General features: G+C 46.1%; 20 protein-coding genes. 16 read left to right on the top strand and 4 right to left on the bottom strand.

Annotation, left to right across the window (positions count from 1 at the left end; all coding sequences use genetic code 11):
* The first annotated feature begins 13 nt into the window (after positions 1-13).
* Genes GON05_RS32180 through GON05_RS32160 form a run of 5 tightly spaced genes read left to right on the top strand, consistent with a single transcriptional unit; the run spans position 14 to position 2,060 of the window.
* The gene (locus GON05_RS32180) at positions 14-1,099 is read left to right on the top strand and encodes a Gfo/Idh/MocA family protein (RefSeq protein ID WP_157325215.1); all 1,086 of its coding nucleotides are present in this window, start codon (positions 14-16) and stop codon (positions 1,097-1,099) included.
* 22 nt (positions 1,100-1,121) lie between these two features.
* The gene (locus tag GON05_RS32175; RefSeq protein WP_157325213.1) at positions 1,122-1,442 is read left to right on the top strand and encodes a Gfo/Idh/MocA family protein; all 321 of its coding nucleotides are present in this window, start codon (positions 1,122-1,124) and stop codon (positions 1,440-1,442) included.
* A complete protein-coding gene (locus GON05_RS40160) occupies positions 1,391-1,510 on the top strand; it encodes a Gfo/Idh/MocA family oxidoreductase (protein WP_181646304.1) in 120 nt (39 codons plus the stop codon). Before GON05_RS32175 ends, GON05_RS40160 begins: the two co-directional genes overlap by 52 nt.
* Positions 1,482-1,808, top strand: a complete 327-nt coding sequence (locus GON05_RS32165; protein WP_157325211.1) for a sialidase family protein — start codon at positions 1,482-1,484, stop codon at positions 1,806-1,808. The genes GON05_RS40160 and GON05_RS32165 overlap by 29 nt, the downstream gene beginning before the upstream one ends.
* A 12-nt stretch (positions 1,809-1,820) precedes the next feature.
* Positions 1,821-2,060, top strand: coding sequence for a sialidase family protein (locus GON05_RS32160; protein WP_157325209.1), 240 nt, complete (start codon positions 1,821-1,823; stop codon positions 2,058-2,060).
* 57 nt (positions 2,061-2,117) lie between these two features.
* Here GON05_RS32160 and GON05_RS32155 read toward each other — a convergent pair whose 3' ends face one another.
* On the bottom strand, positions 2,118-2,597 hold the full coding sequence (locus tag GON05_RS32155) for a TspO/MBR family protein (protein WP_157325207.1): 480 nt from the start codon (positions 2,595-2,597) through the stop codon (positions 2,118-2,120).
* A 97-nt stretch (positions 2,598-2,694) separates the two neighbouring features.
* Between GON05_RS32155 and GON05_RS32150 the strand changes: the two genes are divergently transcribed.
* Both GON05_RS32150 and GON05_RS32145 read left to right on the top strand, forming a co-directional pair.
* Entirely contained in the window at positions 2,695-4,260 is a 1,566-nt protein-coding gene (locus GON05_RS32150; protein ID WP_181646302.1) for a glycoside hydrolase family 43 protein, read from the top strand.
* Between the two features lie 97 nt (positions 4,261-4,357).
* Positions 4,358-4,921 (top strand): beta-class carbonic anhydrase, encoded by a 564-nt coding sequence (locus GON05_RS32145; RefSeq protein WP_220138857.1) that lies wholly within the window; start codon positions 4,358-4,360, stop codon positions 4,919-4,921.
* 77 nt (positions 4,922-4,998) lie between these two features.
* Here the strand turns inward: GON05_RS32145 and GON05_RS32140 are convergent, their stop codons facing one another.
* The gene (locus tag GON05_RS32140) at positions 4,999-5,547 is read right to left on the bottom strand and encodes a TetR/AcrR family transcriptional regulator (RefSeq protein ID WP_157325205.1); all 549 of its coding nucleotides are present in this window, start codon (positions 5,545-5,547) and stop codon (positions 4,999-5,001) included.
* A gap of 203 nt (positions 5,548-5,750) precedes the next feature.
* Between GON05_RS32140 and GON05_RS32135 the strand changes: the two genes are divergently transcribed.
* The 4 genes from GON05_RS32135 to GON05_RS32120 all read left to right on the top strand — a co-directional run bounded on the left by GON05_RS32135 (position 5,751) and on the right by GON05_RS32120 (position 10,412).
* Entirely contained in the window at positions 5,751-6,791 is a 1,041-nt protein-coding gene (locus tag GON05_RS32135) for an NAD(P)-dependent alcohol dehydrogenase (RefSeq protein WP_157325203.1), read from the top strand.
* Between the two features lie 4 nt (positions 6,792-6,795).
* A complete protein-coding gene (locus GON05_RS32130) occupies positions 6,796-8,022 on the top strand; it encodes a multidrug effflux MFS transporter (RefSeq protein WP_157325201.1) in 1,227 nt (408 codons plus the stop codon).
* A gap of 22 nt (positions 8,023-8,044) precedes the next feature.
* Positions 8,045-8,440, top strand: a complete 396-nt coding sequence (locus GON05_RS32125) for a (R)-mandelonitrile lyase (protein WP_157325199.1) — start codon at positions 8,045-8,047, stop codon at positions 8,438-8,440.
* Between the two features lie 202 nt (positions 8,441-8,642).
* On the top strand, positions 8,643-10,412 hold the full coding sequence (locus tag GON05_RS32120; RefSeq protein ID WP_157325190.1) for a Rieske (2Fe-2S) protein: 1,770 nt from the start codon (positions 8,643-8,645) through the stop codon (positions 10,410-10,412).
* A 73-nt stretch (positions 10,413-10,485) separates the two neighbouring features.
* Here the strand turns inward: GON05_RS32120 and GON05_RS32115 are convergent, their stop codons facing one another.
* Complete coding sequence (locus GON05_RS32115; RefSeq protein ID WP_397369775.1) at positions 10,486-11,211, bottom strand: response regulator; 726 nt, start codon at positions 11,209-11,211, stop codon at positions 10,486-10,488.
* Positions 11,183-12,820, bottom strand: coding sequence for an ATP-binding protein (locus tag GON05_RS32110; RefSeq protein WP_157325180.1), 1,638 nt, complete (start codon positions 12,818-12,820; stop codon positions 11,183-11,185). The genes GON05_RS32115 and GON05_RS32110 overlap by 29 nt, the downstream gene beginning before the upstream one ends.
* A 228-nt stretch (positions 12,821-13,048) precedes the next feature.
* Here GON05_RS32110 and GON05_RS32105 point away from each other — a divergent pair, with 228 nt between their 5' ends.
* From GON05_RS32105 to GON05_RS32085, 5 genes are all read left to right on the top strand, one after another.
* Complete coding sequence (locus tag GON05_RS32105) at positions 13,049-14,125, top strand: Bug family tripartite tricarboxylate transporter substrate binding protein (RefSeq protein ID WP_157325173.1); 1,077 nt, start codon at positions 13,049-13,051, stop codon at positions 14,123-14,125.
* 64 nt (positions 14,126-14,189) lie between these two features.
* Positions 14,190-14,651, top strand: a complete 462-nt coding sequence (locus GON05_RS32100) for a tripartite tricarboxylate transporter TctB family protein (protein WP_157325171.1) — start codon at positions 14,190-14,192, stop codon at positions 14,649-14,651.
* 1 nt (position 14,652) lies between these two features.
* A complete protein-coding gene (locus GON05_RS32095; protein ID WP_157325169.1) occupies positions 14,653-16,179 on the top strand; it encodes a tripartite tricarboxylate transporter permease in 1,527 nt (508 codons plus the stop codon).
* Between the two features lie 6 nt (positions 16,180-16,185).
* Positions 16,186-17,613 carry an NAD-dependent malic enzyme gene (locus GON05_RS32090; protein ID WP_157325167.1) on the top strand — a complete coding sequence of 476 codons (1,428 nt, stop codon included), beginning with the start codon at positions 16,186-16,188 and terminating at the stop codon, positions 17,611-17,613.
* 40 nt (positions 17,614-17,653) lie between these two features.
* A complete protein-coding gene (locus tag GON05_RS32085) occupies positions 17,654-17,896 on the top strand; it encodes an HPr family phosphocarrier protein (RefSeq protein WP_157325166.1) in 243 nt (80 codons plus the stop codon).
* Positions 17,897-17,934 lie beyond the last annotated feature (38 nt).

Here is a 17,934-nt window from a genome sequence, read left to right as displayed (position 1 = left end):
GGAGCTTAATGAGATGAAAAGCGTGCGTTTTGGGGTAGTGGGCAGTGGGTATTTCGGCGGGGAGCTGGCCAGGACGTTACATCGGCTTGAAGGCTCAAGGGTCGTTGCCGTTCATGGGGGCAGCCGAGCCGCGCTGTTAGCGGAGGAGCTGCATTGTGAAACGATCGAAAGCCTGGAAGATTTGGTGCAGCGTGATGATATTGATGCAATTATCGTGGCATCCCCGAGCCATGCTCACAAAGAACCGGTTATGCTGGCAGCCAAACATGGCAAGCATGTGTTTTGTGAGAAACCGATTGCTCTTACATTGACCGATTGTGAAGAGATGGTCAAGGCATGCAAGTTGGCGGGCGTTGTATTTATGGCCGGACATATCATGCATTTTATGAACGGCGTCAACCAAGTCAAAGCTTGGATTGCCAGTGGCGAGATTGGCCGACCGCTTGTCTGCCATGCCGAACGAACCGGCTGGGAGGATAAGCAAGCCAGCGTCAGCTGGAAGAAAAACAATGCCACCTCAGGCGGGCATCTATTTCACCACATTCATGAGCTGGATTTCTTGCAAGCCATCATGGGACCGGCGGTATCGGTTTGCATGGCTGGGGGCAACCTGGCACATCAGGGAGAAAGCTTCGGCGATGAAGAAGACGTCCTGCTCCTGACATTGGTGTTCGCAGACAGTACGCTCGGAACGATGCAATACGGTTCGGGATTTCGCTGGGGCGAGCATTTCGTCAAGATCAACGGAACCGAAGGAGCGATCCTGCTGGATTTGAAGCACTCGAAAGTTGAATTGAATCAGAACGGACGTATCACCAGCCGTTATCTGAACGATTCCGCCGAAGAAGATATGGAACGCGCGCGGTCCTATCAAAACGTCGACGGCGCTGTCGCTTACGGGACAGCCGCTTCCAAGATGCCGAGCTGGTTAGCTGCTCTGATCGAGAAGGAAATGTCCGCATTCCGGGATGCCGTAAATGGAATACCTGTAGGTGAAAGTGTGCAAATGCTGTTTGACGGGACAGCCGCCACAACGTCCATTGCTACCGCTGAAGCCGCTATGACTTCTCTGCGTGAGAAGAAGTGGATCAGCCTATAATGGAGCGAAGGAGCGGGATGCAATGACTTCTTTGGGATTCGGCGTCATCGGATGCGGTAATTTCGGAGGCGAGTTCGCCAGAATTTTGAATGGGCTCGAAGGCACGAGAACGGTTGCTGTAGTTGGAGGAGCGGACGATAGCGCCAGGCTGCAGTCGGAAGAGCTGCAGTGTGCCACGGCTGCAAGTGTTGAAGCATTGGTCGCACGCGATGATGTGGATGCCGTCATTGTCGCCAGTCCGAATCATCTTCACAAACAACATGTCACTCTAGCGGCGCACATGGCAAGCACGTGTTTTGTGAGAAGCCGATCGCTTTATCTTTGGCCGACTGTGAGGACATGATTGAGGCTTGCCGGAGAGCTTCTGTCCCACCATGGAAAAATGTCATGCGCCGTTATTTTCAGCGATGATCATGGGGTAAGCTGGCGCAGAGGCATCTCGCCGAATGATGGAAGAACATTCATCGGGCAATCGTTGAGGGCAGAGACATTAAGCACGGAGGGTGCGGACCTGACTGAGTCGCAGGTGATTGAACTTCCGGATGGCGGGCTGCGCGTATATATGAGAAACCATGCCGGTCTACATCGTACCGCTGTGGCCATGAGCCTGGATGGCGGCGAGACCTGGAGTGAAACGAAGTATGATCAGGCCTTATTGGACCCGGTTTGCCAATCGAGCGTAATTACCTATCCGGACATGGGAGATTGAAAAGTAAAAGTATTGTTTGCCAATCCAGCCCATCCCCACAAGCGGAGAAACGGGACGATTCGATTGAGCGAAGATGGGGGAAGCACCTGGAAGTATGCCAAAGAGGTCGATGGATATACGTTTTCGTATAGCTGTTTAACGGTCTTGGCTAATGGGGACATTGCGCTGCTATATGAAAGCGATTTTTCTGAAACCAGAGAGATGACCATCAAATTTACAACGTTTTCACTGGACTGGCTCGTGTCATCCTGAGATCCGTATATATTCAAAAGCCCTTGATAAGATCAAGGGCTTTTTCAACTGAATATTTTAATATACACGGTTTACATCCTTATTTAACTGGTAGATGGACCAGGCCAATAAAGCAGCAAAACAGGACCACAATAAGTAAGGTACCAGCAACCACGCAGCAAGTTTGGAATAAGGAAGGGTGAAATATATCAGCAGAAACGAAGTGAAGGCTACAACAACCGTATCAAGGAAAGCCAAACGCAAGTTTTTTAGGTTAAACTCGATAAAGGTAAAGGCTTGATTAGCGATATAGTTGATCAACAAAGTCACAAAATAGGCCAGGGAGGCATCCTGAAAACCATTTGTTTTCGTATAAAGAATGGCTATCGAAAGTGAAATTAGAGCATAAATAATGCTCCATACAATGCCGAATAGTTTAGGGGGAGGGCTCCAAGCTGGTTTATTAAGACTAGTATAATAATTAATATCGGTAGGAAATAAAACAGCGGAGAGCGAAAATAATGCATATGCAAGGATAAATACGGTAATAAACATCATAAGAAGCACCTCCATAAAGTCGTCCAAGCTTAATACTATAGTATTTACAAATCCTGAAAAGGATAACCTGTTGAGCAAAAGAAATGGAGTGAAGTCTGTGAAATCAGCATTGGAGCTATCTTCAAAGAACGGTCTCTGGGGTGATCAAGGTGATGGGACGTACATCAATCCTATCCTGCCGGGAGATTTTAGTGACCCTGATGTTATCCGAGTTGGCAGTGATTTCTATTGTATTTCCTCAACCTTGCATTTTTCTCCTGGGATGGTTATTTTGCACTCTAAAGACCTGGTGAATTGGGTGATAATTGGACACGTCGTCGATGATCTCACGCAAATAAGCCCAGAATTGAATTTTGACAAAATGAATAGGTACGGCAGAGGCGTTTGGGCGGGCGCAATACGATACTACAAAGATAAGTTCTGGGTTTACTTTTGTACGCCGGACGAAGGATTTTTCATGAGCTCATCGACTCGACCTGAAGGCCCTTGGGAGCCTCTGCAGCATATTTGGCAGATCGAAGGTTGGGATGATTGCTGCCCATTTTGGGATGAAGATGGACAGGGCTATCTAGCTGCCACAAATTTCAGCAATGAATACAAGATGCATCTATTTCAGATGAATGAAGAAGGAAACCAGATTAGGAAGGATACTGATTTCGTTTTCCATCAATATAAGGGAAGTGAAGCGACGAAGATTTACAAAATAGACGGTTTATATTACTTTTTCCACAGTGAGGTTCGGCATCAGGCAGGAAAAGATCTTAGAGTCGTTATGATGCTCAGATCTTCACATATCCGTGGTCCATACGAGGAGAAAGAACTCATTCATTCTCATGGTGAGGCACTGGATCGAGAGCCTAATCAGGGAGGTTTGCTGCAAACAGAGGACGGGACATGGTATTTCATCTCACATCAGGGGACTGGCGGGTATTATGAAGGGAGAACCTTGCATTTGCTTCCAGTCACTTGGGTGGACGGCTGGCCAATCATCGGGGAGGATATCGATGGGGATGGCATTGGAGAAATGGTATGGGGAGGCAAGAAGCCAATACAAGGTTACCCCTTGATCACTCCAAGTACGAGCGTGAACTTTACTAACGCTAGGTTAGAACCTCAATGGGAATGGAATCATCAACCTAGAGCTGGTAAATGGTCTTTGACGGAAAGACAGGGTTATCTCCGATTGCATGCTTGCGTGCCCCTAGAGGTTGGGAACTTTTTTACAGTCTGCAACATACTTACGCAACGAAGCTTGGGAACGGTAAATAATGTAGTCGTCACTAAGATAGATCTATCTGGAATGGAAGATGGGCAGGAGGCAGGCTTATGCCATTTTGGAACGAGGTATTGTACGATTAGTATTAAACAAGAGGGAACAGTTAGAACAATCCAATACAACGATACAGGTATTCAAACTATAGGATCCCGAATCAGTCAGTGTGACCTATGGTTAAGATCTTGTTGGGGGTTAGACGGAATCAACACCTTCTCTTATAGTCTTGATGGTAAAAATTTCATCGATTTCGACGAACGCTATCAACTCAACTGGGGCCATTATCGGGGAGATCGAATCGGCTTATTTAGCTTTAACAATAAAGCGGAAAATGGATATTTGGACATTGAGTGGTTCCACTATCGATATGCAATGCCTCAGGGGCGATGAATTGCAGCTGGAATATTTCATTTAGTTGCAAGTTGAGGGTGCTTTGCAGGTTATGATAAGATTGTTAGATATCAAAAGAGAAATTGAGGTGAGTAGCTTGGAGAGACTTTATAGTATGTTAGACTTTAACTCCGAGTTCGTAGAAAAGAAGGAATTTGAAAAATATAAAACAGCTAGGTACAAAGAGAAAAAGATGGTTGTTATCACTTGTATGGACTCAAGACTTACTGAGCTCCTACCTCGAGCCTTAAATATTAAGGATGGGAATTCCAAAATCATTAAAGATGCTGGAGCGATTGTTTTGCACCCATTCGGCAGCGTTATGCGTAGCGTAATTGTCGCTATATATGAATTAAATGCAGACGAAGTGTTTGTGGTCGGTCATCATGATTGTGGGATGAGCTGTATTGACCCTGGGGAAACGATTAATAAAATGAAGGAGAACGGGATATCTTCCGAAATTATCGACACCCTCGAAAGTTCCGGCATTAATTTGCAAAAGTGGCTGCACGGTTTTGATAGTGTTGAAGATTCTGTCAAAGGAAGCGTGCATACGGTCAAAAACCATCCCCTCCTGCCAAGAAACATTCCCGTTCATGGCCTTGTAATCGATCCGGAAACAGGGAAGTTAGATTTAATAATTGACGGTTATAAACAGTGAGAAAATATAAATGATAAAGAATAAACGGCAGCCGATCATCAGTGATCGGCTGCCGTTTCCTTTGGAAGCAGCTTAACCTACAAACTTCGCTCTAACAAGGTACCGACTTGTTTAGCCATGACTTGAGGTGGATAGGGCATGCCGTTTTTGATCCACCATTCAATCACGCCTGCATAAGCGGTACCTGCATATTGCAGCATGACATCATCTATTAGATCTGTATTTTTTCCGCTATCTCTGTCAATTTCACCTTTGAATCCTTGTATAAAAGAAGCAAGAAGCCGAGCTCGAAATGCAGATGGAGTCCCAGTACTTGCGAGCATGGTTGAAAAAAACAAATAATTTTTCTCGAAATATTCAAAGTAGGGTACAAGAGCTTCGTTCCAATCCAGCTTACAAGCCCATTCATCCATCTCTCCTAATTCATCGAGGTGTGTTTGAATGAGTTTATCCAATAAATCAAATTTATCCTGATAATGCAGATAAATGGTTCCTCGATTTAGGTTAGCCCGATCTGAAATATCCTGAATGGTTATATCATCGAAATTTTTTTCAGCCATCAGTTCAATGACAGCTTTTTTCAAAGATTCCTGCGTTTTCAGGATGCGCCGATCTGTTTTAGCCATGTATATTCACCAAACCTTCTATAAGATACTTAACACATTCCGCCGATCTGTTGATATATCAACAGATTGCGTTTCTTTAACCATTGAACTTACGTGCTTGATTATATAATAATAGACACTAGTTGGTTAATCAAATTTATTTCAATAACCATACTTCATTGATTAACCATCTCAATTTGATTTATTAAAAGGAGACAACACACATGTGCAAAACTCACGTTCTAAGCATTCCGGCGGCCAAAGCGCCTTTTGAAAAAACTACGATTGAAAGACGGCCATTACGACCGGATGATCTGTCGATCGATATTAAGTTTAGCGGCATTTGTCATTCCGATATTCATAGTGCACACGGGGACTGGGCAGGCGGGATTTTCCCGATGGTGCCAGGTCATGAAATTACCGGGGTTGTAACGGCAGTTGGGGAGAAAGTGACGAAATTTGCTGTAGGTGACCGCGTTGGTGTTGGCTGCTATGTGGACTCTTGCGGAGAGTGCGAATATTGCCTAAGGGGAGAGGAGCAGCACTGCTCGAAAGGCTTTGTGGCTACCTATAACTCTTTGGACTATGAGGGCAATCCAACCTATGGCGGTTACAGCCAAAACATCGTTGTTACTGAAAGGTTCGTTGTGCATATCCCGGATGGGATGGAGTTAGATGCAGCCAGTCCGCTTTTATGTGCGGGTATTACGACTTACTCTCCCTTGAAACGTTGGAATGCCGGTCCAGGAAAAAAGGTAGCTATTCTGGGGATGGGTGGTTTGGGCCACGTCGCAATACAATTCGCGCATGCCATGGGAGCAGAAGTTACAGTGTTGAGCCGTGCAAAAGAGAAGGAAAACGAAGCGTTAAGTTTTGGGGCGGATTATTATTACTCAACGCTTGATCCTGAAACTTTTAACATGCTAGCCGGCCGATTCGACCTGATTCTCAACACCGTATCCGCCAACATTGACGTCGATTCGTACTTATCGCTGCTTCGTGTGGACGGAACGCTAGTTAATGTCGGAGCGCCTGCGGAGCCGAGTCAATACCACGTATTCTCCCTAATCATGAGTCGCCGCAGTATTGCGGGGTCTTTGGTTGGCGGACTTGCGGAAACACAAGAGATGCTTGATTTTGCTGCCGCACATGGCATTCTGCCTCAAATTGAAATTATCCGTGCCGAACAAGTAGACGAAGCGTATGAGCGCATTCTGCGTAGTGACGTGCGATACCGTTTCGTTATCGACATATCGACTTTATAAACGAATGGACGATAAATTTAAAAATTATTCGCTTCGATTGGCTTTCATACTGGCGGCATTTTCCGCATTGGGACCATTCACAGTCGATATGTATCTCTCGTCACTTCCGCAAATTATGGATTTTTTTGGAAGTAACGCGTCCATGATTCAAGCTAGTTTAACAGCCAGCCTACTTGGCTTAGGTTTAGGCCAGATGGTCATGGGACCTTTGAGTGATAGGTATGGAAGACGTACCCCATTGCTGATCTCCATGGTTCTTTATATTGTTTCATCATTTGGTTGTGCTTTAGTACCCAATATTGAATCTTTTATCCTTTTACGCTTCGTCCAAGGAGTGGCAGCATCGGCCGGACTTGTGATCTCTCGTGCGATTGCTCGGGACAGATATCATGGGGTCGAATTGACGAAATTTATCTCTCTGCTTACAATGATCAGCAGTGTCGCTCCATTAATATCCCCAAATGCCGGAAGTGCTGTTACAGCTTTCAGTTCATGGGTGGGTGTGTTTGTTTTTTTGGGGCTTCTAGGAATACTATTAACAGGGATCACAAACTGGGGATTAGAGGAAAGCTTACCCGTACAGAATCGTGTCCAGGGAAACTTTAAGGAATTAATAGGGAACTACAGCCGTCTGTTTCACGATCGAACCTTTATGGGATATGCGCTTGTTAATGGTATTTTGTTCGCTGGTGTATTTGCCTTTGTCGCCGGCACTCCGTTTATTTATCAGAACATTTATGGTGTGTCGCCTGGGATATTTTCGATCTTGTTTGCGATGAACGGTCTTGCCATTATGATTGGAGCGCAAATCGTGAAACGTGTGGCTGGCCGGTTAACAGAGCGCAGTATATTTCGTATCGGCTTATCGCTGTCCCTTATTTCTACTTCCGCTATCCTGATTTCAGTTCTCTCTCAGGGATCTTTACTGGCAGTATTTGTTTCAACCTTCTTATTTGCAGGATCCATTGGGATCATTGGGCCGGTTTCTATTACCTTAGCGATGGAATCGCAGGGACAAATGGCGGGGAGTGCGTCTGCCGTTATAGGGACTTTTCAATACGCACTAGGAGCAGTTACTTCGCCACTTGTGGGATTCGCAGGCGAGTATTCAGCAGTCCCTTTTGGAATTGTTATATTTACAACCAGTTTATTGGCCATCGTTTCCTACATCGTTCTCATTAGGAAAGTGGAGACTGTAGGCGTTCTAAACCACACGAAAAAAAATACTTGATTCTAACGGAGGAAGATAGAAAATGGAAATTAGAAAAGTCGGATCACAGCCTTCGGGTAAAGGTCCATCTGAATATTTCACTGGCACTGTTCGCATTGATCCACTGTTTGAAGCTGCAGATCCTGCTCGTGTAGCAGGAGCAAGCGTTACGTTCGAGCCGGGTGCGCGGACAGCATGGCATACGCATCCACTGGGTCAGACATTAATCGTAATGGCTGGAAAAGGACAGGCTCAACGCTGGGGAGGGCCGATCGAGGAAATTAGTCCCGGTGACGTGATTTGGTTCCCGCCTGGCGAGAAACACTGGCATGGAGCTTCGCCAACCACAGCCATGACGCATATTGCGATTCAAGAGCGGCTGAACGGAAAGGCTGTTGATTGGTTAGAAAAAGTCAGTGACGAGCAATATCAGTCTTAGGCACATGAGTGCTGCATAAATACCCTTGTATAGATCGTATTGCCTCAATATTTATTGGGGCAATTTGTTGTTTTTCATAGCGATAAGGCCCACTCGGTTGATATACTAAGGTATAATTTAATATGAATAAAACACAGAGTTCTGACCGAAAGCGACTGTTGTAGTTTGTAGTGCAGCTTGAAAACTAAAGGAGGCTGTATCGATGAATGTCCGTTCAAACTGGATTTCAGCAGGCGAATTGGAAGCGCTTAAGCTAGTGGGCAAAAAGGTTATTCGAGGTGGTATCGCTGTCTTTTATCATGAAGACCAGGTATATGCCGTGGACAACCGGTGCCCTCATTTAGGATTTCCTCTCCATATGGGGAGCTTATGCAACGGGATTTTGACGTGCCATTGGCATCATGCCCGGTTCGATGTCTGCAGCGGCGGTACGCTTGATCCGTGGGCAGATGATGTTCCATCTTATGAAGTGCGTGTCGATGGCGGCGAAGTATGGGTAAATCCGGTTTCTAGAAGAGTAGAAGGCGCGGAAAAATATAAGCTCAGACTGAAAGAAGGGCTCGAGCAAAATATCGGCATCGTTATTGCGAAAGCGGTTGTCGGACTAATTGAAGCTGGCGTGCCGGAGCAGGACATCGCCCGAATCGGCATCGAATTCGGGACGACATATGGAACCGGTTGGAACGCTGGACTTACGATTCTCACAGCGATGGCGCAAATCGTAGATAAGCTTGATAAGAATGGAAAAATACTTGCCTTATACCAAGGCCTTGTTCATGTTGCTCGTGGCAGCTCGGGCAGAGGAGCCCGCCACTTGCTGTCGGCGCTGCCCTCATCTGACGTGCCGTTCGAACGGCTGACCGAGTGGTATCGCAACTGCATCGAGGTGCGGGATACGCAGGGCGCTGAGAAAGTGCTAATGACCGCGGTTATGAAAGGGATCGATACGAAGCGTCTTTCGGACATGATGCTTGCTGCCGCAACAGATCACTTTTACCTGGATGGCGGCCATGTGTTTGATTTTCATAACAAAGCTTTTGAGGCGCTGGAGTGGGTGGATGTGTCACAAAGGGAGCGGATTTTAACTTCGCTCGTCCCAATGATGGCTAGCCCGACACGGAGCGAGGAGCTGCACCAGTGGCAGGCACCGGTTAATCTCGTAGAACCGATCAAGCAAGCGATCAGTGAGCTGGAGCAAAATGTGGCGCAACAAGTGAAGTTGGCGGATGGGTCAAGGCAGCAGACAGCTCTTTCAGTGGAAATGGAACAGCAATTGCTGCAGCAGCTGCTAAGCGATACGCCGGAGCAGACAATCACTTTGCTGCGTGACCTACTTATCTCGGGAACGGCTCCGGCGCAGTTGGCTAAAATTGTTGCTTTGGCCGCCGCGGAACGGATCGTTCGATTCCATACGCAGAATGATTTTCGCGATTGGATTGCTGTACTTCACACGTTCACCTATGCTCACGCCGTTCACGAAAGGCTGCTGCAATCGGATGAACCTCATCTGCAGAGGGCGATTTTTCATGGAGCCGTCAGCGTATATCTGGACCGTTTCCTAAACGTGCCAACGGCCGCGCGGCCAAAGTCGTCCGGCTCCGATACGCCAACCGATCATCGGGAGATGCTCGATCTGCTCGATCTGCGGCAACAGGTTGGGCCAGCCGCGCAATGGGTTGTGGACTACATGCATGGCAATGGCGATCCTGCCGAGCTTCTTAATACGCTTGGCCATGCGCTGCTGCGAGAGGATGCTGAATTCCACACTTTCCAAATGTATGAAGCCTCAGTGGCGGAATATAAGCACTGGCAATCGGTGACAGGTTCTTTTGCGGATAAAGCCAAAGAAACGATGCTGCTCGCCTGTACGCGATATCTGGCAGCACATGCGCCAACCGCGCGCGAGCTCCCGCATACGGCCAAAATTGCCTGGAGATTGCATAAAGGTGAGCGGTTGTTTGAAGAGGAGTGACAGTTAGAAACGATAAATGATCAGAACCCGCAACTTCACTTGGTTGCGGGTTCATTAGTCAGAGCTTTGCAAATTACGAGTCGAAGGGAGGTTTCTTACGATAGACCCTCTCGGGGCGCCCTACGACACCATAAGTTAGATCGGCGAATACTTCGCCCGAGGAAACCAAATGCTCTAAATAACGGCGTCCTGTCGAACGGCTTACACCAATTTCTTTGGCAATTTGCTCCGCGGACATTCCATGCTCCGCGGCAGAAATCGCTTGCACAATTTTGACCAGCGTTAATTTATCAATGCCCTTGGGAAGATAGGAATGATCCGTACGAGAGTCTTTTTTACCTGCCCCCGAAATGAGACGATCTACATCACTTTGATTAATAGAGCCACTCTGATTAAGACGATTCAGTTCGTTGTGAAAGTCCATATAACGCAGGAGCGTTTCCTGTAATCTGTTAAATATTAGTGGTTTCATAATATAATCGAACGCTCCGCTCCGAACTGCTTCTCTTATGGCTTCGACCTCTTTGGCCGCTGTGATCATAATGACGTCGGTATCCCGATAATGTTGACGAATATAAGACAGCATGTCCAGTCCATTGGAGCCAGGAAAGTAAACATCTAATAGAACTAAATTTGGCTTTAAGATGTCCAGCTGCTCTTTGGCCTGAACCTCATCTGTAGCGATTCCGACAACGTGAAAGCCGTGTACTTTCTCTATAAACCTTCGGTTGATTTCGGCTATTTTCACATCATCTTCGATAATTAAAACTTCAACTGTCAGGTGTTGGGATTCCTGGATCACGATAAGGACTCCTTTCTGTGGATGTCGGATGTTTCGGTATGGCGACAGTGAAGACCGTGCCGCATTCCGGATTTTTATGGAAAGTGATATATCCATTAAGCTTGCGTACAGCGTGCTGAACTAATGCCAGACCAATGCCTCGATTCTCACCTGCTTTCGTTGAAAATCCTTTCTCAAACACTGCGTTGCCCAATTCGTCTGGAATACCAATACCACAGTCCTCACATTCGATGATCAAATCCTCACCGAGATCGGTTAAAAATAATTTCACATACGGCATAGTCTGCACTTCCACTGCTAATACAGCTTCCATCGCATTGTCGATCAAGTTACCGATAATCGTGATCAATAGATTACGATCGATTTCCTCAGGGATATCTCGAAACGAGCTCTCGCGATCAATGTCAAAAGTGAGCTTCAATTCCTGCGCATGATTGAATTTGCCAATTAACAGCCCCCCGATCATGGGATCAGGTATTTCAGTCATGATGAACTGTACCCAATTCTGGTGCACATCGGATTCTTTGGAGATGAGATCGACAGCCTCTTGATACGATTCCAGCTGAATGAGTCCGGATATGACATATAACTTGTTAGAGAATTCATGTGTCTGAGCCCGCAGGGCTTCTGCGAAACGTTTTACTTGAGATAGTTCCTCAGCCAATCGGTAAAGCTCGGATTTACTTCGAAAGCTTGAAACGGCACCAGTGACACCATTTTTTCGGCTTATAATCGGTACGCGATTGACGATGACATCATGATCACCAATGAGCATTTCATGGTCGAAATCGGCCTCTCCTGTACGTACCACCTCGGTCAAGCGGGTGTTCGGTATCACATCCTCAATATGTCTGCCGGTGATTTTTGCACTTAGCGGCAGCTGCATAAGCTGCAAGGCATAGCGGTTCACCATCGTGATGAAGCCATCTCGATTTATGGCGATAATTCCTTCGCGAATCGTTTGCAGAATCGCCTGTTTTTCCGTATATAACTCGCCGATTTCCTTGGGCTCAAGTCCATGTATAGAGCTCCGGACGTTACGCGCGATAAGGATTGAACCGATTAGACCAAAGATCAGGACGATAAGGGAGATTACCTCAATACGCGATTGATAGGCGTAAGTAATAGAATCAATATCTTGCGTAAGAAATCCGACGGATACAATCCCGATAACTTGATTTTGCTCATCGAAGATAGGCGCTTTACCGCGAAGTGAAGGTCCAAGGGAGCCGATGGCTTTGGAAATAATGGATTTTCCTTCTAAGACAGGACCGTTGTCGCCGCCAACCATTTCTTTCCCGATTCGTTCAGGAAGTGGATGCGAGAAGCGAATCCCTTCGCGATTCCCGACAACGATATATTCGGCATCGATTTTTTCTCGAATCGTTTCGGCAATAGGTTGGATGGTCCTAGACGGATCAGAAGTCTGAAATGCATGGCGAATGTCAGGCATATTAGCAACAGTTTCAGCAACCTTCAAGGCGCGTGTTCCAATCTGATCTTCAAGTGCCGTTGTCATGATGTAATAAAATATACTGCCTAAAGAGATTATGACGATAGAAAGGAACGAACAAATGATTAAAATAAGCTTGGTCTGAAGCCTCATGTTCCACGCAGGCCTCCTATTTTTGTTTAAATTGTATCATAAAGCGTTATCATTTTGACCGTTATAGGGTAACCAGATCCGTGAACAATATGAACAAAATGGTCAAAACGTTGTTATTACAACTAATCGCCATAAACTTCCCTACCGCTGCCTGTAGATGTTATTCTGAAATCGCTTCAAAGAAAGCGCATACATGAAAACTTATTACTTATAACGGAGGGGTTTCATTTGATAAAACAGCTATTATCAGTTTCTTGGAAAGTTACAGCTATTAGCATACTTGCGGTAAGTTTGGCGGCTTGTGGCAACAACACGGTTAAACCGGCAGCAACAACTTCAGGTTCAACTGATAAATCAAAGGAGACGACAGCTCCTGCAGCTGCGAAATCCAACTATCCTGAAAAAGCGTTGAGCATCATCGCTCCATCAGGCGCAGGCGGCGGTTGGGATATGACAGCCCGTACGATCGCTAAAGTATTAACGGAAACGAAGGCTTTGGATAAACCTGTTACAGTTGAAAATAAACCGGGTGGCGGCGGTACCGTTTTTATGGCAGAATACGCTACCAAAGATGTGAAAGATAACTACAAGCTGTTCGTCAGCTCGCCTCCAATCCTGATTAATCATCTGAAAAAAGAAGGAAACACTCCTTACGGTTACAAGGATACGACGCCGTTAGCCCAATTGACAAAAGATTATGGTGCTGTCGCGGTAGCAGCAAATTCAAAATATAAAGATCTGAAATCTTTACTCGATGATATGAAAGCGGATCCAACCAAGATTACGGTTGCAGGAGGCTCCGCACCTGGATCGATGGACCATCTGGTTTCGATTCTACCGGCGTTCAAATACGGCATTGACCCTAAAAAAGTGAAATATGTGTCCTACGACGGTGGCGGCGAAGCCGTAACGGCATTGTTAGGCGGAAATGCTGATGTGTTGGGTACAGATGCTTCTTCGTTAGATCAATATGTGAAAGCCGGGAAAATCCGTATTCTTGCGATTGCCGCACCATCTCGTCTTGGCGGCAGCTTGAAAGATATCCCAACGATGAAAGAACAGGGTGTTGATGCCGAGTTCCTCATTTGGCGCGGTTTCTTTGGGCCGAAAGACATGAGCGCTGACGCCAAAAGATTTTGGGAAGATAGTATTAAGAAAATGGTAGAATCTGATGTTTGGAAAAAAGAAATGCAAGCAAATAGCTGGGAAACGGATTATAAGAAAGCAGACGATTTCAAAGCTTTCTTAGGGCAGCAAGAAGCACAATTGAAAGACATGTTAACAGCGCTTGGTATGCAGAAATAAATCCTGAAGAGACAGGGAGAAGACGGCTTCTTCTCCCTTGCCCCTTAGGGTAGGAGGCAGAGAAATGAATACTACTTTTGATCGTTATGCAGGCATCGTATTTTGCGCCATTGGCCTTGCATTTATGATTGGTTCCTTGGGCATTTCAACAAGTGCTTATGGCAGTAATGTAGGCGCGAATATATTTCCAATGATTTTGGGGGCGTTGTTGTCTTTAATGAGTTTCCGTCTTATTTATGAGACTTTCCGTAAGCAACGTACGGAGAAGAGCAAGGAAAATTTGGACTATAAACGATTTATCATTATTTTTATCGCAGCGGTTTTGTATGCGTATTTCCTTGAAGATATCGGATTCGTAATCTCGACGTTCCTGTTCCTGATGATCGGTTTCCAAACGATGCATAAAGGAAGAGTATGGGTTTCCTTAGTTATCGCTGGTTGTTTCTCATATGGAGTTTATTATTTGTATGTAAATCTGCTGGATGGTTCGCTTCCCGGATTTCCTACATGGTTAGGGGGAGCATAAGATGAGCACTTTGGATTATGTGTTCCATGGTTTAGGTACTGCGATGCAGTGGCACAATGTCGTATTTGTATTTCTCGGCGTCTTGATCGGTACGGTAGTTGGTGTACTTCCTGGAATCGGTCCTATGAGCGGTGTAGCCCTCTTGATACCGATCACGGCAACGATGACAGGCGGTTTAGCTCCGGAAGAAGCGGCTACAAGCTCAATCATTCTGTTAGCAGGGGTGTATTACGGGGCGATGTACGGAGGTTCGACGACGTCGATCCTGTTGAACACGCCAGGAGAATCGTCTTCTGTCGTCACAACACTGGATGGCTATCAAATGGCTAAACAGGGCAGAGCAGGGGCTGCGCTTGCGATTTCGGCAATCGGTTCCTTTGCGGCTGGGATTATTTCGCTGATCGGTCTGATCTTCCTGGCTCGTCCTTTATCAGCGGTAGCCATTAAGTTCGGGCCAGCCGAATATTTCTCACTTATGGTGCTCGGATTACTCGCAATCAGCGGGCTTGCAGGGAAATCGATGGTGAAAGCGCTCATGATGACTGCCTTCGGACTCTTACTGGCAACGATTGGTATAGACAATGTGTCTGGCGTGGAACGATTCACGTTCGGCATTCCTGAGCTATATCAAGGCTTGGAATTCTTGACTGTTGCAGTGGGTACATTTGCTGTCGGAGAAGTATTTAAAACCATTCTTCAGCGCGAAGGAAACGACGGAGAGATTGCAAAAATTAATCGGATCATGCCGACGAAGCAAGATATGAAAGACAGTGCTGCACCTATTGCACGTGGTTCTGTGCTCGGCTTTTTCATCGGCCTGCTTCCTGGAGCGGGAGCTATTCTTGCTTCTTTCTTTGCTTATATTGTAGAGAAAAAGATTAGCAAAAATCCAGAGAAGTTCGGAAAGGGAGCGATCGAGGGAGTGGCGTCGCCGGAGGCTGCGAATAACGCTGCATCAGGCGGTGCAATGATTCCGCTTTTGACACTGGGTATCCCGTCTTCGGGTACGACTGCCATTCTGATGGGTGCTTTTATCATGTACAATGTCCAACCAGGTCCTTTGTTATTCCAGGATCATCCACAACTGGCATGGGGCGTTATTGCAAGTATGTTTGTCGGAAATCTTATGCTCCTAATTCTTAATATGCCGCTAGTTAAAGTGTTTGCCAAAGTAATTGAAACACCTGCGAAGTATTTAATTCCGTTAATTATCGTTTTTTCCGTGTTTGGGGTGTATGCCGTACAATATTCAACGTTTGATTTGCTGCTCATTATGGGTTGCGGGCTTGTGGGTTATTTCTTGTCCAAGAACGATTACCCGTTAGCCCCACTTGTACTCGGTCTTATTCTGGGTCCAATGATGGAAAACAATATGCGCAGGGCGCTTACCATTTCAAACGGCGATTTCATGATCTTTTTGCAAAAACCGGTTTCACTGGTATTTCTCATTATCGGTTTGATTTGGATCACGATTCCGCTGATTCTAAAGCTTAAAGGCAAAAATGTACTTGTGAACGAGGAAGGGTAAAGGCATATGAAAAATACAATGGGTGGTAAAAGCATTATTTTACGTCTGGAACTGCTGACAGAGCAGATTCACTTCGGCCAATTGATTACGATGATTACGGAAAACGGTGGGGATGTCATCGCCATTGATGTCATCCAAACAGGTGCGAATTGGACGGTTCGAGACATTACGGTAACAGCATTAGAGCAAACCCAGTTGGACAATATTGTTGCTAGGATGAAAGATCTCTCTGGCGTGAGACTCATACATGTCTCTGATCGCACATTTTTACTTCATCTCGGCGGCAAAATCGAAATGAAGCCCAAATCGCCCATCCAGAACAGGGATGATTTATCCCGAGTGTATACACCGGATGTCGCCAGAGTCTGTATGGCAATCCATGAAAATGAGGATAACGCCTACAAGTTGACGATCAAGCGGAATACAGTCGCTGTTGTCTCTGATGGTAGCGCCGTTCTAGGACTCGGCAACATCGGGCCTTATGCGGCAATGCCTGTTATGGAAGGCAAAGCGATGCTATTCAAGCAGTTTGCTGATGTTGATGCGTTTCCCATTTGTTTGAACACGCAAAGTACGGATGAAATCGTTACAAGCATCAAGCACATGGCCCCTGGTTTTGGCGGTATTAATTTGGAGGACATTTCTTCACCTCGATGCTTTGAGATTGAAGAGCGGCTTCGGAATGAACTGGATATCCCTGTTTTTCATGACGATCAGCATGGCACGGCCGTTGTATTATATGCAGGGCTCATTAACGCTTTGAGAGTAGTTGGCAAACAGATTAATGAGGCTAAAGTTGTCGTATGCGGAGTTGGCGCAGCGGGAATTGCTTGCTCCAACATTTTGCTTGCAGCAGGTGTGAAAGAGTTGATTGGCGTTGACCGGGAAGGCGCGTTGCTACGAACGAATGAGTATGCTAACCCGATATGGAAGGAGTATGCGGAACGAACGAACCCTAACCTACGATCTGGTTCCCTGCATGAAGTCATCGAAGGAGCAGATGTGTTCATTGGCTTGTCCGCCGGGGGCTTACTGAAAAGGGGAGATGTGGAGCGGATGGCGGCAAACCCTGTCGTGTTCGTGATGGCGAATCCAACGCCTGAAATTCATCCGGATGAAATCGAAGACATTGCTGGGGTCATTGCAACGGGGCGATCGGATTTTCCAAATCAAATTAACAATGTACTTTGTTTCCCAGGTATTTTCCGTGCAACCTTGGACTGTCAAGCCTCCACAATCAATGAAGAGATGAAGCTAGCTGCCTCAGCAGCGATTGCTTCCGTAGTAACGCAGCAGGAACTGAATAAGCTGTATATCATTCCAAGTGTGTTTAATCAAGAAGTCGTTAGACGTATTCGGGAAGCCGTCATTCATGCCGCTATTCAAACTGGTGTGGCAAGGCGGATCCCCCGCGAGTTTCGCCAGGTAGATTAATCTGTCTGAGCAACGACGAAGCTAGAATGGAGTGGTTGGTATGGGTGGTTTGGAAACAAAAGCCATTATAGAAATCAATCAAGCAGCGAATCAATTCCAATCCAGTATTGTCATTCAAGTTGGCATGAGGTTTATTGATGTGAAAAGCATTCTAGGTCTGAGTGTCACGCTATTCAATAATCAAACGTACAAGCTTGATATTCAAGGTCCGGATGAAGAAGAAGCGAAAGAGGTCCTAAAGGGGATCTTTGACAAGCACGGACTTAAGATAGCTGAAAGATAAGCACATGAAAAAGAAACGAGAGACGATGTCTTTCGTTT

The sequence above is a fragment of the Paenibacillus anseongensis genome (genome assembly GCF_009757995.1).
Lineage (GTDB): Bacteria > Bacillota > Bacilli > Paenibacillales > NBRC-103111 > Paenibacillus_E > Paenibacillus_E chondroitinus.
Note: the sequence above shows the minus strand (reverse complement) of the source record. Positions and strands in the feature narration are given on the sequence as shown.